This window comes from Exiguobacterium sp. MMG028 (genome assembly GCF_027947425.1).
In the GTDB taxonomy this organism is placed as follows: domain Bacteria; phylum Bacillota; class Bacilli; order Exiguobacteriales; family Exiguobacteriaceae; genus Exiguobacterium; species Exiguobacterium aestuarii_A.
Genome location: NZ_JAQJIN010000001.1, coordinates 759,972 through 776,954, shown reverse-complemented (window position 1 = coordinate 776,954; position 16,983 = coordinate 759,972). Strand labels below are relative to the sequence as shown.

Genomic DNA, 16,983 nt, shown 5'->3' with positions numbered 1-16,983 from the left:
CCTTTTTTTGTTTAACAAAGCAGAAAATAGGGCAAAATACTATTTGAATTTCCATTTTGGAAATAGTCGAGGAGGGATCAGGTTGATTGAGTTTCGTGATGTGTCAAAACGTTATGAGGACGGGACGTTAGCCGTCAAAGAATTAAGCTTAACAGTAGAAAAGGGAGAAATCTTTGTATTGATTGGACCTTCCGGTTGTGGAAAGACTACAACAATGAAAATGGTGAATCGTTTAATTGATCATACGGATGGAAAGATTCTAATCGATGGAAAAGAGATCTACCAGTTCAATATTTTCGAATTGCGTCGTAACATCGGTTACGTGCTCCAACAAATTGCTTTATTCCCCCATTTGACAGTGGAAGAAAACATTTCTGTCGTACCTGAACTATTGAAATGGAAAAAAGAAAGAACAAAAGACCGGGTGACGGAATTGATGAAAATTGCCGGTCTCGATCCAAAACTACGTTCGAAGAAGCCTTCGGAACTATCTGGTGGTCAACAGCAACGCGTCGGTGTATTACGCGCCTTAGCGGCAGACCCGGACGTCATCCTTATGGATGAACCCTTCTCTGCACTTGACCCGATAAGCCGTGGCCAATTGCAAGATGACATCAAACGACTAAATGACGAACTCGGTAAGACGATTCTTTTTGTCACACACGACATGCAAGAAGCGATGAAGCTCGGGGATCGTATTGCGTTAATGCGTGATGGGGAACTCATGCTAGTCGGAACACCAGAAGAAATCTTGGCGAGTGAAGACCCGTTCGTCTTAGAATTTACACAACGTGGAAGAGGTGAGCTGGATGCTTGAGACGTTCCAAAATAGACAAGGACAGCTTGTCGAGGCACTGATTGAGCACTTACAGCTCTCTGTCGTATCGCTATTGATTGCCGTCTTAATTGCCGTACCATTAGGGATTTGGCTGACGCGCCGTAAGAAGATCGCTGAAACCGCCATTGGCGTCACTGCGATTATTCAAACGATTCCTTCGCTTGCCTTACTCGGATTAATGATTCCGCTCGTCGGGATCGGGGCATTACCTGCCATTATTGCGCTCGTATTATACGCGCTATTGCCAATATTACGTAATACATTCACTGGTTTAAACGAAGTGGACAAATCGTTACTTGAAGCAGCTCGAGCTTGTGGGATGAAACCGAATCAAAGTTTGATGAAAGTCGAACTACCGCTCGCCCTACCTGTTATCATGGCAGGTATCCGTACAGCGATGGTCCTCATCGTCGGTACGGCGACACTTGCCGCACTCGTCGGGGCAGGCGGACTCGGTACGCTGATCTTGCTCGGGATTAACCGTAACGATAATTACTTAATACTACTGGGTGCCATCCCGGCCGCCATTTTAGCTCTCCTGTTTGACTTCTTGTTACGTCAGATGGAAGGTGCGACAGCGACCCGTAATAAGACGAAATTGATTGCCGTCTCTACCGTACTCGCCCTCATCATCATTACACCGCTCGCATTTGGTCGTTCGCAAGAGACAGACCTTGTCGTAGCCGGGAAACTCGGTCCAGAGCCAGAAATTCTTATGAATATGTATAAGTTGTTGATTGAAGAAGAAACAGATTTGACTGTATCGGTGAAGCCGAACTTTGGGGAGACGACATTTGTATGGGGCGCCCTCCAATCTGGTGATGTTGACATTTATCCAGAATTCACCGGAACGGCACTCGCGAGTCTCGTGAAGGAGACGCCAGAATCAAACGATGCCCGTGAAGTATATGAACAAGCTAGAGAGGCGCTTGCCGAAGACGGGTACGTCATGCTCGAACCGATGCAGTTCAACAATACGTACGCACTCGCAATCCCACGTGACTATGCCGAGGCAGAAGGCATCTCGGCCATTTCAGATTTACGAAATGTCCAGTCCGATATACAAGCCGGGTTCACACTTGAATTTACCGACCGTGAAGACGGATATCCAGGACTTCAAAACGAGTATGGTCTTGATTTCCCATCCGTCGTCTCGATGGAGCAAAAATTGCGCTATCGAGCCATTTCTCGAGGAGATGTCAATTTAGTAGACGCATATGCAACGGATCCTGATATTGCTGAGAACGATCTTGTCGTTCTAGAAGACGATCGACAATTCTTCCCGCCTTACCAAGGGGCACCGCTCCTGAAGGAAGAGACGCTTGAAGAGTATCCAGAAATTGAGGATGCGCTCAATCAGCTCGCAGGTAAAATCACAGACGAACAAATGTCTGAATTGAACCGTCGTGTCGCGTACGGAAATGAACGCGCCTATGATGTAGCGAAAGACTTCTTAGAACAGGAAGGGTTATTATGAGAGCATTGATTATTTCGAATCCGAAGTCTGGTACGAGCGAAACGATGCTCGGGGAAGTCCTCGGAACGATTGAATCGCTCTATGAAGAAATCATCATCAAGAAGACAAGAGAAATCGGGGACGCACTTCGATTTGCAAAAGAAAGTGGATTGTTCGACCATCTGATTGTCATCGGGGGAGACGGTACACTCAATGAAGTAGTCAATGGGTTGATGACGTTAGAGCTTGAGGAGCGACCGACAGTAGGGATCATTCCTGCAGGGACGTGTAATGACTTCGCACGAGCGCTTGAACTTCCCATTCAACCAACACAAGCCGCGAGCATCATCAAATCGAACCATGAGCAACATGTGGACGTGATTCAAGTAGATGAGATGTATGCCCTCAATTTCGTTGGAGTCGGATTGATTGCAGATACGTCACGCCAAATCGACCCGGATGAGAAAGAATCTTTAGGTTCAATCGGCTACTTTCTTGCAACTATCCGCCAATTTCGTGAAGCTGACCCATTTCAGATTCGGTTACGTCGAGGAGATGAACTTCTTTACGAAGGAGACGTCAGCTTCTTATATGTAGGGAACGGGAGTTATCTCGGAACCGTACCGACGAAATTGGAGACGCAATCGTTTTCGGATGGCATGTTAGAAGTCGTTCACAGTTCGTCTATTGGATTTCCGATGATCCGACAATTGTTAGCCCAACAGCTCGGTCTCGATCAAAAGTCAGAGGAGTGGAATCACTTTCAAACTTCACATGTTGAAGTTGAATTGAATGAGCCACAAGTCATCGATATCGACGGTGAACATTTCGAAACGGATCACTTATCAATCCAGATTCGAGAGCAGGCACTCACGTTTTTAACGCCATAAAGCATCAACAGAGAAAAGTATTCAGACTTTTCTCTGTTTTTATGTTGTCCTGACCCTTGAACCGTGTTAGTATTTCACTATTATTATGAAAATGAAATGAAAAACAGGAAGTAGGGGTAATCATGGCGCAAAACTCATTCGCCTCAAAAATTGGATTCATTCTAGCTGCCGCAGGGTCGGCAATCGGTTTAGGTGCGATATGGAAATTTCCATATGTCACTGGAACTAGTGGGGGCGGTGCCTTTTTACTCATGTTTTTGGCGTTCACATTATTACTTGGTCTGCCATTATTGATTGGTGAATTCATTGTTGGACGTTCAACTCAAAAGACGGCACTTCTTGCCTTCAAACAATTAGGGCATGGTCGTTGGAGCATTATCGGTTATTTAGGAGTCATCGCATGTTTCTTGTTGCTTTCCTTCTATAGTGTTATTGGAGGATGGGTCCTCATTTATATCGGTCTCGGTTTGAGTGGGACGTTAACTGGTCGTACAGCTGACGAGTTCGGAGATGTATTCGGAAATGTTGTGTCGACACCTGGCATCGCGGTACTCGGACAATTCTTATTCTTGTTAATCACGCTTTTGATTGTCTTACGCGGGGTCGAAGCTGGGATTGAACGGATGAGCAAGATTTTAATGCCACTCTTATTCATCAGCTTCATTGTACTCGTCGTCCGTTCTTTGACACTCGACGGAGCGATGGAAGGGGTTCGCTTCTTCTTACAACCTGACTTCTCTGCACTAACGGGTGAATCGGTACTATTTGCACTAGGACAAGCCTTCTTCTCCTTATCGTTAGGGGTAGCGGCGATGTTGACATATGCGTCTTACATTAAGACGAAAGGTACGTTGAATCGTTCTGCGAACATGATTGTTCTATTGAACATCACGGTTTCACTCTTAGCTGGACTTGCCATTTTCCCGGCAGTCTTTGCATCAGGACTTGATCCGGCTGAAGGTCCGGCGTTACTGTTCGTTGTATTACCAGCTGTCTTTAACCAAGTACCACTTGGCGGGTTCTTTATGGTGTTGTTCTTCCTCTTATTCGCGTTCGCATCGATCACGTCGTCAATCGCGATGTTAGAAGTTGTTGTCGCGGGTGTGACAGATCGGTTGAACGAAAAGAAATCGACTTGGACGAAGAAGCAAGTAACCGTAACGGCAGCCATTCTCGTGTTCGTCGTAGGCGTTCCATCTGCATTGTCATTCGGACTATTGAGTGATTTACAGATTTGGAATGGGCGTACGTTCTTCGATACAATGGATTACCTCGTCAGCTATATTTTGATGCCGGTCGGGGCGCTCTTGACATCGATTTTTGTCGGATATGTCGTCGATCAACGTATTTTGAAAGATGAGATTCAAACGTCAGAACCGGGTAAGAAGCTTTATCCGATCTGGCATGCGCTCATTCGCTACGTCATTCCTGTGACAGTAGCCATTGTTATGGTATCAACGTGGGTTACAACACTTACAGCACAATAACCGAAACCGTAGGCTCTCAGAGTCTACGGTTTTTTTCATAGCACAACGGGAAAGAAGTCGATATAGGTACTCGTTTTTACACCTGTGGACGGAGGGAACAACGAATTTTATTATGCTAAAATGATAGGGATGACGAAACTTTTTTTGATAGGTTTCGTAATGTACAATAGAAGTAACATGAGATGAGGTGAAAAGAATGAAAACATGGATGAAATGGGCCCTGACAGGGGCAGTCATATACTTTGCCATCAACGTATTCGATTTCTCCTGGTTATTCATTATAGTAGGGGCGCTCGTCTTGAATGAAGTTTGGTCGACGAACAAGCGCAAAAACCGTCAACGAACACCGACAATGGTCGCGAAGCGTGCCAAGAAAAAACTGTTGCTCGATGAGGACGAACCTTTCTCAGGTTCAAGAATCCTCAAGCCGATTGAGGAACCCGTCCCGGCGCGTCAATTCGAGGCGACGGACGATTTAGAACTTCAATTTTTGCAACGGACGATTGAACAAGGATATGAGAAGCTACAACAGATTGACCGCGTCCTTCCTGAAATCAAAGATGTGGAGGTAAGGCGTGAGATGAAAGCTGTCTCTAAAGAAGCACACGAATTGTTCGAAGAACTTTTCGAAAATCCACAAGACGCAAAACATGTTCGAGACTTGTTCACATTCTACTTAGATTCCCTCGTCTCGGTCGTCTTGAAATTTAAAGAACTTGAAGGAAAACGAGTCGTCATTCAAGAAGAGACTCGAGAGCAATTAATCACGAATATGCGACTAATTGTCGATAAATTTAAAGAACAACGCGGACGTCTTCTTGAAGATGACGCCGTAGACTTTGAACGCGAACTGATCATGATGGAGCGAGTCTTATCTGATCAGCCGGAAGGGAGAAAGAAACATGACTTCATCGAATGAAACGAACTGGCAGTCATGGCCGGAAGAAGAGCTGACATCTGATACAAAAACGAAAACAGAAACAGAGGGGTTTAGCGACCCATCTGTGGAATGGTCATCTGTTTCACAACCTCACGAAGTACCTGCCATCCAAGCCAAGCCAGACGTGCCTCAAGAGCACCGTGAGCGAATTACACGATTGGCGGAGTCGATTGATATTAAAAAGACAGATTCGGTCATGTTGTTTGGCTCGAACGTTCAACGTGAACTTTCACAATTCTCTGACCAAATTCTGACGGAAGTTCGAATGAAAGATGGTGGGGATGCGGGGAAACTCTTGTCTGACTTAATGCAGAACGTCCGAAAGATGGACCCGGACATGCTTCAACCGGAGAAAAAGAGTTTTATGGACAACATCCCGCTCATCGGTCGTGCAAAGAAGAAAGCCGAAAACTATAAGCTTCAATTCGAAAAAATGAACGTCTATTTGGAAGAGGTCATCCATAACCTTGATCGTGCGAAGTTCGGTCTGATGAAAGACATCACCATGCTCGATCAAATGTATGATAAGAATAAGCGGTATTTCGAAGAGTTGAACGTCTATATCGCTGCGGGTGAAACGAAACTTGATCATGTACGTGAACATGAAATCGCGCCACTTCGTCAAGAAGTCGAAATTTCAAAAGATCAGTCTAAACTTCAACAGTTGAACGATATGATTCAATTGGCAGATCGGTTTGAGAAGAAGCTACACGATTTGAAATTGAGCCGTACCATCAGCCTACAAATGGCGCCACAAATCCGAGTCATCCAACAGAACAACCAAATCCTCGCTGAGAAAATCGAGTCAGCGGTCGTCAATACGATTCCGCTTTGGAAGAACCAAGTCGTTCTCGCGCTTAGTTTGACGCGTCAGAAAACGGCACTTCGCATGCAACAGGACGTGACGAAGACGACCAATCAGTTGCTTGAGCAGAACTCGAAGATGCTCAAAGACTCTTCGATTGAAATCGCTCAAGAAAATGAAAAAGGGATTGTCTCTGTGGAATCCCTTAAAGTCGCCCACGAGAATTTACTCTCGACACTCGATGAAACATTACGCATTCAACAAGAAGGAAAACAAAAGCGTCGTGACGCCGAACGTGAACTCGACCGGATGGAGCATGAGCTCAAAGAGAAAGTCATTGAGATTGCCTCAAAAAATAAAGAACTGCCAAAAGATACAGGATATTAAGAAGGGAAGTCTGAGCAATCAGACTTTCCTTTTCTACGAGGAGGGGCTTACATGGAGAAACAACGTTTGTGGGACGAGACGTGGCTATTGTTCGCCGATATGATGGCAGAACGACATTCGAAATGTGCATCGAAAAGTGTTGCCTGTGTCATCGTCAAAGATGAAAAACCGATTTCAATTGGTCTAAATGGTACACCTTCCGGTCATACGAACTGCAATGAGATTTATATCAAGCAAGAAGACGGCTTCTACAAGCATGCTGACTATGTTTCATCATCGGATCTCGATATGATCAATGAGCCCGCTCGGCTTATTCGGGACGGTGTGACATATATCAAATGTACAGACCCGTATGATCATCATCACTGGTCGAAACAACATGAGATTCATGCCGAAATCAATGCGATTGGAAAATTGGCTGCCGATTCGACGAATGCGTTTGGTGCGACAGCCTACGTCACCCATTCACCGTGTCATGCTTGCTCTCTTGCTCTGATTGCAGCGCGCGTCGCCCGCGTCGTCTATGCGGTCGGATATGAGCATGGTGATGGATTAGAATTAATGCGTGAGAGTGGGATCGAAGTGTTACATATGCCACTTGAAAAAATGTACAAAAATACATTGTAAACGTTTTCATTAGATGATATATTATTAATGTACTGCCAATGGTGTTTTACTCTTCCATTATTCGCCCCTCTTCGGAGGGGCCTTTTTTGTTGTTCAAAATGAAGTGAGACAAACTTTACACATAATGTTCAATATTTCACAATATACTCTTTGAAATCTCTTATATAATAAAAGTAGATTCAGGAGAGGGGAATTTGTTCATGGAAAAACACGTTCGCTTTACAGATGGTGCATATGAAGTAGAAGCGTTAATCACACTTGAAGAAGTATGGGAAGATAAATTTGCGATTGGCATGCATCAGGAATTGGCAGTCAAATCGTTGACCATTAATGGAAATGAAGTTTCTGAGATTAAGCATGTCCGTGCACTTCTTCGTTACTATCCGACACTCGGGGTGTCAGGCATTTTGTTAGCACTAGATAAGGCGGCCGCTGAAATTGTCGCATTATCAAAAGATCAGGATCCTGCCCTTCAATATGTTGAACTTGTAGCCCTCCAAATGGATGAGGCAGCGACAAACGATTTGAAAACGTTATACGCAGCGATGTGATTTCAATTGGGTGAACCATTTCACCCAATTTTTTGTTGCATCTATTCTTCGTTATGGTATGATATTTACAGATGAAGAAATGGAACGCCATATCGTTGTCAACCATAAGCATGGGGATCTAGATAGCTAGATCGCTGTCAAAAAGCCACGTTCATAGGAACGTGGCTTTTTTTTGTGCAATGATGTCGAATCCAGCAGCTACATCTTTAGCGAGGTGAGCATCTGATCCTAACGTGAAAGGGATGTTCAATTGGCTCGCATCTTTGGCGAGTCCTGCGACGTATGGCTCACCACAATCAGGTTTTCTAAGTCCGGCGGTATTAAAATCGAGGCCGAATCCTCTGCCGGCAATTGCTCGCAAGAGACGTTCTTCCTCTTGTCTGACTGCTGAACGATCCCAGTCATAATTTTTTTGATATTTGATTGGTAAGTCGATGTGTCCAATCCGAGCGACTTGAATCGTTTCCCATGGAAAGCTAAGACTACGTTCAATCGAGTCATAATAAGCTTTCATCACGTTTTCAAATGAACCGAGCGCTTGAACGAGGTCGTCAAACGTTTCAGCAGAATAATCTATCGGCATATATACACCATCTACCAATAAAAAGTGTTGGGACAAGATGACTTCATCAAGAAGGGGAGCATATGGTTTTAACAAAGCAATCGTCTCTTCTTCTAGATGTGGTAACAAGTCGACTTCTAGTCCTACATTAATGTCAATGACCTCTTGATACTGACTTTTCATCTGATGCAACGTATTTAGGTAGTCAGGAAGGAGGTCGATCGACATCGCGGAGTCTTGATTCGGTACCGGGTCGATAAATGCCTGTGGGAACGGTGCGTGTTCTGTGAACGTCATCGTTTGCAGGTTTTTTTCAATCCCGACTTGAATATAGTGTTCAATCGGGTCTTTTGTACCGTGTGGACAATATGGGGTATGCACATGACCATCATGGGTAAAGTTAAACATCTGTTACACGTCCTTTTCAGTTCAATTGGTTGACAGGTGTTTCTCTGTTTGATAAATTTAACACACTACTTTAGTTTGGTAAAGTGATAATAAGATAAAGGGTGGTTATCATGATTTGGTCAAATTCGAAAGGTTCAATTCCAGAAGGATGGTATGAACTACAATCAGGAGATGTCATTCGACCAAAGCGGTGGATGCTGTCATTTTTAGAAAAGGCAGAGGCGAGCGGTTATGCCGTCATCGACCCGCCGTTACTCGAATACTATTCGCACTATCAAAATTTGGCGCTCTTTGATGAGTCGGCCTATTATCGTTTATTCGGGAATGACGGGGAACTCCTCGTCATGCGCCCTGACTATACATTGCAAATCGCAAGAAAGTTAGCAGACGGTCATGAACCGATGCGTGTCGCGTACGCCGGAGCCGTCTACCGTCGGACGATCAAACATTCCGGTCAACCACATGAACGACAACAGCTCGGACTCGAGTGGGTCGACGGGGAAATGAAGGACAGTCATCTTATCGAATCATTTCTCGATATGACGGAAGGAGTCCTGCCTACTGAGCGTTTGACAATCAAAATCGGATCAGCCGCTGTCATCTCGCTCATTGCGAAAGAGACGGGCATTCAAGAACGGACATTCCGAAAAATCTTAGCACTTCGAAATTTAGAATCGTTACGTGAGTTAGCAGAGACATATCGCTATCCATTGATTGCGAAGCTACCATTTTTAATTGGGAATTCAGCGCTCGAAGAATTACGGGCTGAGGCACCAGAGTCTCTAAACGATGCCATCGATGAAGTCGATGAGGCCGTACAACATTTGCGTGCAATCGGTCTAGACGTATCGTACGATTTCGGTCAAACGGGAGATTTCGATTACTATTCAGGTTTGACCGTGACGGGAAGTGTAGAAGGAAAGCGTGTCCTTTCAGGGGGACGATACGATTCCCTATATGGTCATTTCGGACACTCAAGACGAGCGTTCGGCATGTCACTCGATTTAGAACAGTTAGATGAGGTGATCAAATGAAGGTAGCGGTCGCGAAAGGACGAATCGAAAAAGCAGCTCGTCAATTTTTTGTCGAACGTGATTTACCCGTTTGGCCAGAGAAGCGGGGACGTGAACTCACAGTAAAAGCAGGAGATCATGAATTTATTTTCGTCAAAGGGGACGACGTCTATAAATATGTGATGCACGGAGCGGCTGATGTCGGAATTGTTGGTGGAGATATTTTACGAGAGAAAACGCCAGGTGTACTTGAAGTCGTCGACTTACCGTTTGGACGCTGTCGGATGGCCGTATGTGGTCCGAAAGTTCGACGTAATGGCACAAAGAAATTAAAAGTGGCGAGTAAATATCCGAACATCGCCATCTCACACTTCGCGTCAAAGCGACAAAACGTAGAAGTCATCGCTTTAAATGGGTCTGTGGAGCTCGCTCCGTTAACAGGACTAGCGGATTGCATCGTCGACATCGTCGAGACAGGTGCGACGTTAGCAGCGAATGACTTAGAGGAATATGAAACGATTTTTTCAATCAATGCAAAATTCATCACGAGCGAAACAGCTTTGGCAGAGCAGCCTGACGAATTAAAGGCATGGATTCGAAAGCTGAGTCAGGAGGAGAATGCATGAGTACAGAAACGAATCGATCACGGCGAGAAGCTTGGGCGGAAGCGGTCAAACCAATCGTAGAAGCGGTTGAGGCACGCGGAGATGAAGCACTCCTTGAATGGACGCGTAAATTCGATGGGGTCGACCAAATCGAGTCTGTCGATTTGTCTCGCTTTACCCCGCCGGCAGCGTATGCTGAACTGACGGAAGCGTTGACCTTAGCGGCAGAACGGATTCGCGCCTTCCACGCGCATCAAGTACGTCAAGATGATGTGTTCGAAGATAAGATGTTCCGACTCGGAAGACGTTATATGCCGCTCGATTCGGTCGGTGTCTACGTACCAGGTGGGACAGCCGTCTATCCGTCGAGCGTCCTGATGAATATCATTCCGGCGAAAGTGACCGGTGTCAAACGAGTCGTCATGGTCACCCCACCAAAAGCAGATGGGATCGACATTTCCCTCTTGATCGCAGCAAAAATCGCAGGGGCAGATGAGTGTTTTCTAGTCGGAGGCGCGCAAGCCGTTGCCGCACTCGCATATGGGACAGAAACGATTCGTCCGGTTGATAAAATTGTAGGACCCGGAAATGCGTATGTCGCGACGGCGAAGGCGCTCGTCTCGCACATCGTCGGCATCGACTCTGTAGCCGGACCGTCCGAAGTGTTGATCATTGCCGATGAAACGGCAAATCCGAAGTGGGTCGCGGCGGATCTTCTCGCACAAGCAGAACATGACGTAGAGGCGACGGCTATCGCACTCGTCACGACAGAAACGCTTCGTGAAGAAGTCGAACAAGAACTTGAGCGTCAACTTTCGCTCTTACCACGACAAGAGATCGCTAGGGAATCATTGAAACGTGGCGGAGTCATCGTTCGATCACTAGAAGATGCCATCGAGTACGCGAACACGATGGCTGCGGAGCACGTCCAGTTGGCCGTCAAAAATCCTGAAACGTTGATGGGTGCGATACGTCACGGTGGGTCGTTCTTCCTCGGTCACGAGGCGGCGGAAGCGTTCGGGGATTATATCGCTGGACCGAACCATGTCCTTCCGACAAGTGGGACGGCGCGATTCTCGAGCGGATTGTCCGTCGATGACTTTTATCGCCGTCAGACGTTCCTTGAAATGACAGAGCTTGATGAGGCGATCACAAAGGCTGCGATTCGAATCGCCAAACAAGAACAATTAGAAGGACATGCCCGTGCGATGGCTGTTCGGATGGAGGACGTATGAGACGAAATTATCAGAACATCCCGCGATATGTGCCCCATGCCGTATCAGGGTACGCGCTCAATCAAAATGAAAGTCAATATCCGTTACCAGAGCGGCTTGAACGGGCTATTCGAGACGTTTCACTCGAGGCGCTCAGCCGTTATCCGGTCGAAGAATTGCTTGCTTTAAAAGCGAGTTATGCGAACTATGCGGGAGTCGAGACGACTCAACTGATGGTCGGAAGTGGAAGCGATGAGCTGTTGGCCATTCTGAGTCAGGCCATTTTAGATACGGAAGACCATGTGGTCGCACCGGCTCCAGACTTCTCGATGTATGGCATATACACACAGATTGCGAGAGGGCACTACATGCAACCGGATAAGCATGGATTGAGTTACGATGCGCTAACCGAACTCATTCAAACGAATGAGCCGAAGCTCGTTCTGATTTCGAATCCAAATAACCCAACCGGTAAGATGTGGACACTTGAAGAATTGTCGGACATTGCGACACGTGTCCCTTATCTCGTTGTGGATGAAGCCTATATCGATTTCACGATGGAGGATTCATTTGTGTCTCGCTTGAACGCACATCCGAACGTCATCATTTTACGGACGTTATCAAAAGCGTTCGGTCTTGCGAACCTTCGAATTGGATTCATGATTGCGTCAGAAGAGATCATCGAACAGATCGACCGGTTCCGTTCACCGTTCAATGTGAGTGGACTCAGTGCCGCGGTCGCCAACGTTGTATTGCGTGATGAGACGTATATCCAAGAGTCGATTCAGTTCCATACGGCGCAACGTGAGAAATTAACTGAGTTGTTACGACCGATCGGTGAGATTTTACCGAGTCGTGCCAACTTTATCTATGTCAAAACCGATGACAGTGAAGGGTGGGCATCCCGCTTCCTTGAAAAAGGCGTCCATGTACGTGCGTTTCCGGATGGATTACGTGTCAGTGCAGGGACAGATGAGGCGTATGCCTATATCCGACAAACGATTGAAGAGGTGAATTCTGTTGAGAACAGCTGAACTAAAGCGTGAGACGAAAGAGACAAAAATTGAGATTCGAGTCAATCTAGATGGAACAGGAGAAAGCACCATCCAAACAGGAGTCGGCTTTTTTGACCACATGTTGACGTTACTTGCCTTTCACAGTCAGATGGACTTAGAGGTGAAAGTCGAAGGTGATACATGGGTCGATGCCCACCATACAGTGGAAGATGTGGGGATTGCACTCGGTCAACTCATTGCGAAGTCTCTCGGAGACAAAGTCGGGATTCGCCGCTATGGAACGAGTTATATGCCGATGGACGAGACGTTAGCGCGAGCGGTCGTCGATGTGTCAGGACGTCCCTTCCTTGTCTATCAGGCGGATATCCGCAATCCGAAGCTTGGGGATTTTGATACCGAGCTCGCTGAGGAATTCTTCCGAGCGGTTGCCATGAACGGTCGACTCACGCTTCACCTTGCGGTCCTGTATGGATCGAACTCACACCACATGATTGAAGGGTTGTTCAAAGCGTTCGGACGAGCACTTGCTGAGGCGGTCTCGAGCGATGGGACGGATCGTCTCCCTTCTACGAAAGGATGGATTGAAGGATGAAAGTAGCGGTCATCGATTATGGAATGGGTAACGTATTCAACGTCGAACGTGCGTTGCAGGCCATAGGTTGCTACGTCGTGATTACGAATGATGCAAGCCAAATTGAAGAAGCGGACGCCATTTTACTTCCTGGGGTCGGTGCTTTCCCGCAAGCGATGCAATCACTCGAACAGACGGGGCTCATCCCGCTATTACAAAAGATGGCGACGGAAAAGCCGTTTTTAGGGATCTGTCTTGGGATGCAGCTCTTGTTTGATTCGAGCACGGAAGGCATGCCGACGAAAGGTCTCGGGTTGATTCCGGGAACGGTTGAGCGAATGCGCGCGAAGCGTCTTCCACACGTTGGATGGAACTCGATTCTTCGCGATGAGGACGTCTACTTTGTTCACTCTTATCACGCCGTGACGGACGATGCCTATATTGTGGCGGAAGCAGATTATATGGGAGAGCGTGTTCCCGCGATTGTTCAAAAAGGACTCGTCACGGGCATGCAGTTTCACCCGGAAAAAAGTGGGGCGTTCGGTCTCAGTTTACTTCAAGAATGGAAGGAGGCGGTCGAGCGTGAAATTACTACCCGCCATTGATTTAATTGGAGGCAAAATCGTCCGTTTGACGGAAGGCGATTTTTCGACGGAAGAACAATACGGTGACCCGTATGAATTATTGAAAGCGTGGCAAGGAAAAGTCCCGATGATTCACTTGATCGACTTAGAAGGGGCTAAGGCAGGCGAACCACGTCACTTAGATGTCGTCCGTTATGCGAAGTCTCTTGGTTTTCACGTACAGACGGGTGGTGGAATTCGTTCAGAAGCCTCACTCGATGCGGTCATGGAAACCGGGGCGGACCGTGTTCTTTTAGGGACAAAGGCATTTACGGATCCTGATTTTTTAGACAAGGCGATTGAAAAGTATGGCAAACGAATTGCTGTGGCACTCGATGCATATGACGGAAAGGTCGCCATCAACGGATGGCAGGAAGCGACAAAGCTCGATGACATCTCGGTTGCTCAAGATCTCGTCAAACGAGGGATTGAGACGATTCTGTATACGGACATCGGATCTGACGGAAAACTGAATGGTCCGAACGTTGCGCGCATGAAGGCGCTACGCCAAATCGTCAACATCACACTCATTGCCTCAGGCGGTGTGACGACCGAAGAGGACGTGAAGGAACTAAAAATGGCTAAGATTGATGAGGCCGTCGTTGGGAAAGCACTTCTGTCCGGTAAAGTAAGTATCGATGAACTGATTGAATGGGAGGCGCGTTATGCTTAAACGCAGAATTATTCCATGTCTCGATGTGAAGGAAGGCCGTGTCGTCAAAGGGATTGAATTCGTTCAACTACGAGACATCGGTGACCCGGTCGAAATCGCGAAGTATTATGATGAGTCCGGAGCCGATGAACTCGTCTTTCTCGACATCACGGCAAGTACGGAACGCCGCCAGACGATGCTTGATGTCGTCAGTGCAGTGGCACGGAAAGTATTTATCCCGTTGACGGTCGGTGGAGGGATTCGTTCACTTGATGACATCTCGTCATTATTAAAAGCAGGTGCAGATAAAGTATCGTTGAACACGCTCGCTGTCGAATCCCCAAGCCTTATTCGAGAAGCGGCCGATCGTTTCGGGTCACAATGTATCGTCGTTGCAATCGACGTGAAATTTGAAGACGGGGAATACTTTGTGTACACATATGGCGGTAAACAGAAGACAGAACTATTAGCGGTCGAATGGGCGAAACAAGTGGCCGCACTCGGGGCGGGTGAACTTCTTGTCACGTCCATGAACCAAGACGGAAAGCAAAGCGGATATGACCTTGCGATTTTAGAACGACTTCGCGAAGTCGTCGACATTCCGATTATCGCCTCAGGTGGGGCGGGGAATGCCGAGCACGTTGTCGAAGCGCTCGAGAAGGTCGATGCCGCACTACTTGCCTCCATCTTACATGACCGAAAAACGACAGTAGAAGAGGTGAAGCACGTATGCACGAGTCACAACTTGCCGATGCGGTTCGTTTCGACGAAAATGGATTGATTCCCGCCATCATCGTCTCAGAAGAAGACGGGGCCGTTCTCATGCTCGGATATATGAACGATGAGGCCATGCATCAAACGCTACGTGAGCGGGTCGTGACGTTCTGGTCTCGTTCAAAAGGTAGGCTATGGATGAAAGGGGAGACGAGCGGCAACACACTTGACGTCGTCAGTATCCACGTCGACTGTGACCAGGATGCGCTTCTCGTTCGTGTCCATGCGAACGGTCCGACGTGTCATACCGGTAATCGAAGCTGTTTCTTTACGGAGGTGAACGTATGATTCATGAATTGGAGCAATTGATTCAATCAAGAAAAAATGAACCAAAGGAAGGTTCATATACAACGTATTTGTTTGAACAAGGCGTTGAAAAAATTGCGAAGAAGTTCGGTGAAGAATCGTTCGAGGTCGTGATTGCCGCAATGACGGACGAAGATTTGGTCGAAGAATCGGCCGACCTTCTGTATCACCTGCTCGTCTTATTGGCGGCTAAAGGTGTGCGCTTTGAAGATGTAGAAGCGTTACTTGCTAAACGTCACGGCACGACGACGCCTGCGAAGCCTCGTCGAGACGTCACGGAATGGTAAAGCAAAAGGAAGGAGCGCGTCTCCTTCCTTTTTTGTGTCAACGATTGACCGAGGCAGCCATGCGAATGTATGTATGACGTCGCCCGCGAATGGCAATTGAAAGTGCCTGAATGTTCTCTGGTACGGCAATCCCAGACAATCCGGCGTCACCGATATGAACGATATCTGCGCCCCCGCGCTTTGAAGAGAGTGCGATTTCGCGAACAGTCGCCACATCGGCCCCTTCTTGAGATGTCCCGATTGCGGCTAACGTGAGTGCTCCGAGTGCTTGCAGTTCTTGTACGAGTTCGTGGAATGCCTCTTCACGGACACCCGGAACGGTTCCTGGAGCCGGTAGAAGAATGATGTCTGCCCCTGCTTCAACGAAGCGGATGTATGCGTCGCGATCTAACACGCTGCCGACACCGGCCTGGTGCATCTTTCCGGCAATGATGACCCCAGCGAATTCACGACGCCCTCGGATAATCGCTTGTTCGATTGCTTCATTCGTAACCCCGGTATTCGGGTTGCCTGTCAGACAAACGAAATCGATCCCGAGCTCAGACGCTTTTTGGAACGCTTCGACTGAAGCGAGTCTGCCTCGTTTCACTTCATTCATCTCAGACGATTTCTCTGAAAAGTCGACAGGTTCTAAATTGACTCCAATTGGTAATCCAATCAGTCTTTTTAGTTCTAAAATCGGATGGTCGCTCATCTCATCACCTGGTAAATCGCCGAACAGCGCATGACTTTCAAGTCCTTTAATGTAAGGATGAAACACATCTAACATGTTCAATAAAATCAAGTCTGCACCGAACGCTCTTGCCAGTTCTGCATTCGTGACTTCTGGGTAGAGCGGTTGAACCGTCGGGATGACCTCCGCCATGACCGTTCGTCCTTCTGCTTTTCGAATCGACCCGACTAAATCTTGACGATTAAACGTGATAAAATCACTTGCCCGACACTCTAAAATACGTTTCATCACATCTTCC

At 47.1% G+C, this 16,983-nt stretch carries 17 protein-coding genes and 2 pseudogenes; 17 read left to right on the top strand and 2 right to left on the bottom strand.

Translation table 11 applies throughout. From position 1 onward, the window contains the following. Positions 1 to 82: 82 nt before the first annotated feature. The 8 genes and pseudogenes from PJK55_RS04125 to PJK55_RS04090 form a co-directional block, all read left to right on the top strand. A pseudogene (locus tag PJK55_RS04125) lies at positions 83 to 799 on the top strand (ABC transporter ATP-binding protein); the annotation flags it as partial. A 10-nt stretch (positions 800 to 809) separates the two neighbouring features. Further along, positions 810 to 2,315, top strand: coding sequence for an ABC transporter permease/substrate-binding protein (locus PJK55_RS04120; protein ID WP_214783590.1), 1,506 nt, complete (start codon positions 810 to 812; stop codon positions 2,313 to 2,315). After that, entirely contained in the window at positions 2,312 to 3,184 is an 873-nt protein-coding gene (locus PJK55_RS04115; protein ID WP_271304922.1) for a diacylglycerol/lipid kinase family protein, read from the top strand. Before PJK55_RS04120 ends, PJK55_RS04115 begins: the two co-directional genes overlap by 4 nt. Positions 3,185 to 3,306: 122 nt before the next feature. Continuing rightward, entirely contained in the window at positions 3,307 to 4,671 is a 1,365-nt protein-coding gene (locus PJK55_RS04110; protein WP_271304921.1) for a sodium-dependent transporter, read from the top strand. A 196-nt stretch (positions 4,672 to 4,867) separates the two neighbouring features. Next, positions 4,868 to 5,590, top strand: coding sequence for a 5-bromo-4-chloroindolyl phosphate hydrolysis family protein (locus PJK55_RS04105; RefSeq protein WP_214691961.1), 723 nt, complete (start codon positions 4,868 to 4,870; stop codon positions 5,588 to 5,590). After that, a complete protein-coding gene (locus tag PJK55_RS04100) occupies positions 5,574 to 6,803 on the top strand; it encodes a toxic anion resistance protein (RefSeq protein WP_074034586.1) in 1,230 nt (409 codons plus the stop codon). The genes PJK55_RS04105 and PJK55_RS04100 overlap by 17 nt, the downstream gene beginning before the upstream one ends. Positions 6,804 to 6,854: 51 nt before the next feature. Then, complete coding sequence (locus tag PJK55_RS04095; protein ID WP_214783582.1) at positions 6,855 to 7,430, top strand: deoxycytidylate deaminase; 576 nt, start codon at positions 6,855 to 6,857, stop codon at positions 7,428 to 7,430. A gap of 200 nt (positions 7,431 to 7,630) precedes the next feature. Next, positions 7,631 to 7,981, top strand: a complete 351-nt coding sequence (locus PJK55_RS04090; RefSeq protein WP_074034584.1) for a hypothetical protein — start codon at positions 7,631 to 7,633, stop codon at positions 7,979 to 7,981. 151 nt (positions 7,982 to 8,132) lie between these two features. On the opposite strand, the gene hisJ is transcribed toward PJK55_RS04090, so the two are convergent. Further along, positions 8,133 to 8,951 carry a histidinol-phosphatase HisJ gene (hisJ, locus tag PJK55_RS04085; protein WP_271304920.1) on the bottom strand — a complete coding sequence of 273 codons (819 nt, stop codon included), beginning with the start codon at positions 8,949 to 8,951 and terminating at the stop codon, positions 8,133 to 8,135. Positions 8,952 to 9,061: 110 nt separating this feature from the next. Between hisJ and PJK55_RS04080 the strand changes: the two genes are divergently transcribed. From PJK55_RS04080 to hisIE, 9 genes and pseudogenes are all read left to right on the top strand, one after another. Then, positions 9,062 to 9,985 (top strand): ATP phosphoribosyltransferase regulatory subunit, encoded by a 924-nt coding sequence (locus PJK55_RS04080; RefSeq protein ID WP_214783576.1) that lies wholly within the window; start codon positions 9,062 to 9,064, stop codon positions 9,983 to 9,985. Beyond that, on the top strand, positions 9,982 to 10,590 hold the full coding sequence (gene hisG / locus PJK55_RS04075; RefSeq protein WP_214691980.1) for an ATP phosphoribosyltransferase: 609 nt from the start codon (positions 9,982 to 9,984) through the stop codon (positions 10,588 to 10,590). Before PJK55_RS04080 ends, hisG begins: the two co-directional genes overlap by 4 nt. After that, the gene (gene hisD / locus PJK55_RS04070; RefSeq protein ID WP_271304919.1) at positions 10,587 to 11,804 is read left to right on the top strand and encodes a histidinol dehydrogenase; all 1,218 of its coding nucleotides are present in this window, start codon (positions 10,587 to 10,589) and stop codon (positions 11,802 to 11,804) included. The genes hisG and hisD overlap by 4 nt, the downstream gene beginning before the upstream one ends. Beyond that, positions 11,801 to 12,817 (top strand): pyridoxal phosphate-dependent aminotransferase, encoded by a 1,017-nt coding sequence (locus tag PJK55_RS04065; RefSeq protein WP_271304918.1) that lies wholly within the window; start codon positions 11,801 to 11,803, stop codon positions 12,815 to 12,817. The genes hisD and PJK55_RS04065 overlap by 4 nt, the downstream gene beginning before the upstream one ends. Then, positions 12,804 to 13,391, top strand: a complete 588-nt coding sequence (gene hisB, locus PJK55_RS04060) for an imidazoleglycerol-phosphate dehydratase HisB (RefSeq protein ID WP_214783567.1) — start codon at positions 12,804 to 12,806, stop codon at positions 13,389 to 13,391. The genes PJK55_RS04065 and hisB overlap by 14 nt, the downstream gene beginning before the upstream one ends. Continuing rightward, entirely contained in the window at positions 13,388 to 13,975 is a 588-nt protein-coding gene (gene hisH, locus PJK55_RS04055; protein WP_271304917.1) for an imidazole glycerol phosphate synthase subunit HisH, read from the top strand. The genes hisB and hisH overlap by 4 nt, the downstream gene beginning before the upstream one ends. Next, positions 13,953 to 14,666 carry a 1-(5-phosphoribosyl)-5-[(5-phosphoribosylamino)methylideneamino]imidazole-4-carboxamide isomerase gene (hisA, locus tag PJK55_RS04050; protein ID WP_271304916.1) on the top strand — a complete coding sequence of 238 codons (714 nt, stop codon included), beginning with the start codon at positions 13,953 to 13,955 and terminating at the stop codon, positions 14,664 to 14,666. Before hisH ends, hisA begins: the two co-directional genes overlap by 23 nt. Beyond that, positions 14,659 to 15,426, top strand: a complete 768-nt coding sequence (gene hisF, locus PJK55_RS04045) for an imidazole glycerol phosphate synthase subunit HisF (protein WP_271304915.1) — start codon at positions 14,659 to 14,661, stop codon at positions 15,424 to 15,426. The genes hisA and hisF overlap by 8 nt, the downstream gene beginning before the upstream one ends. Continuing rightward, positions 15,375 to 16,012 (top strand): annotated as a pseudogene (gene hisIE / locus PJK55_RS04040) (bifunctional phosphoribosyl-AMP cyclohydrolase/phosphoribosyl-ATP diphosphatase HisIE). The gene hisF and the pseudogene hisIE overlap by 52 nt, the downstream one beginning before the upstream one ends. A 37-nt stretch (positions 16,013 to 16,049) precedes the next feature. On the opposite strand, the gene PJK55_RS04035 reads toward hisIE, so the two are convergent. Further along, positions 16,050 to 16,973 (bottom strand): DUF7916 family protein, encoded by a 924-nt coding sequence (locus PJK55_RS04035; RefSeq protein WP_271304914.1) that lies wholly within the window; start codon positions 16,971 to 16,973, stop codon positions 16,050 to 16,052. Positions 16,974 to 16,983: the final 10 nt, after the last annotated feature.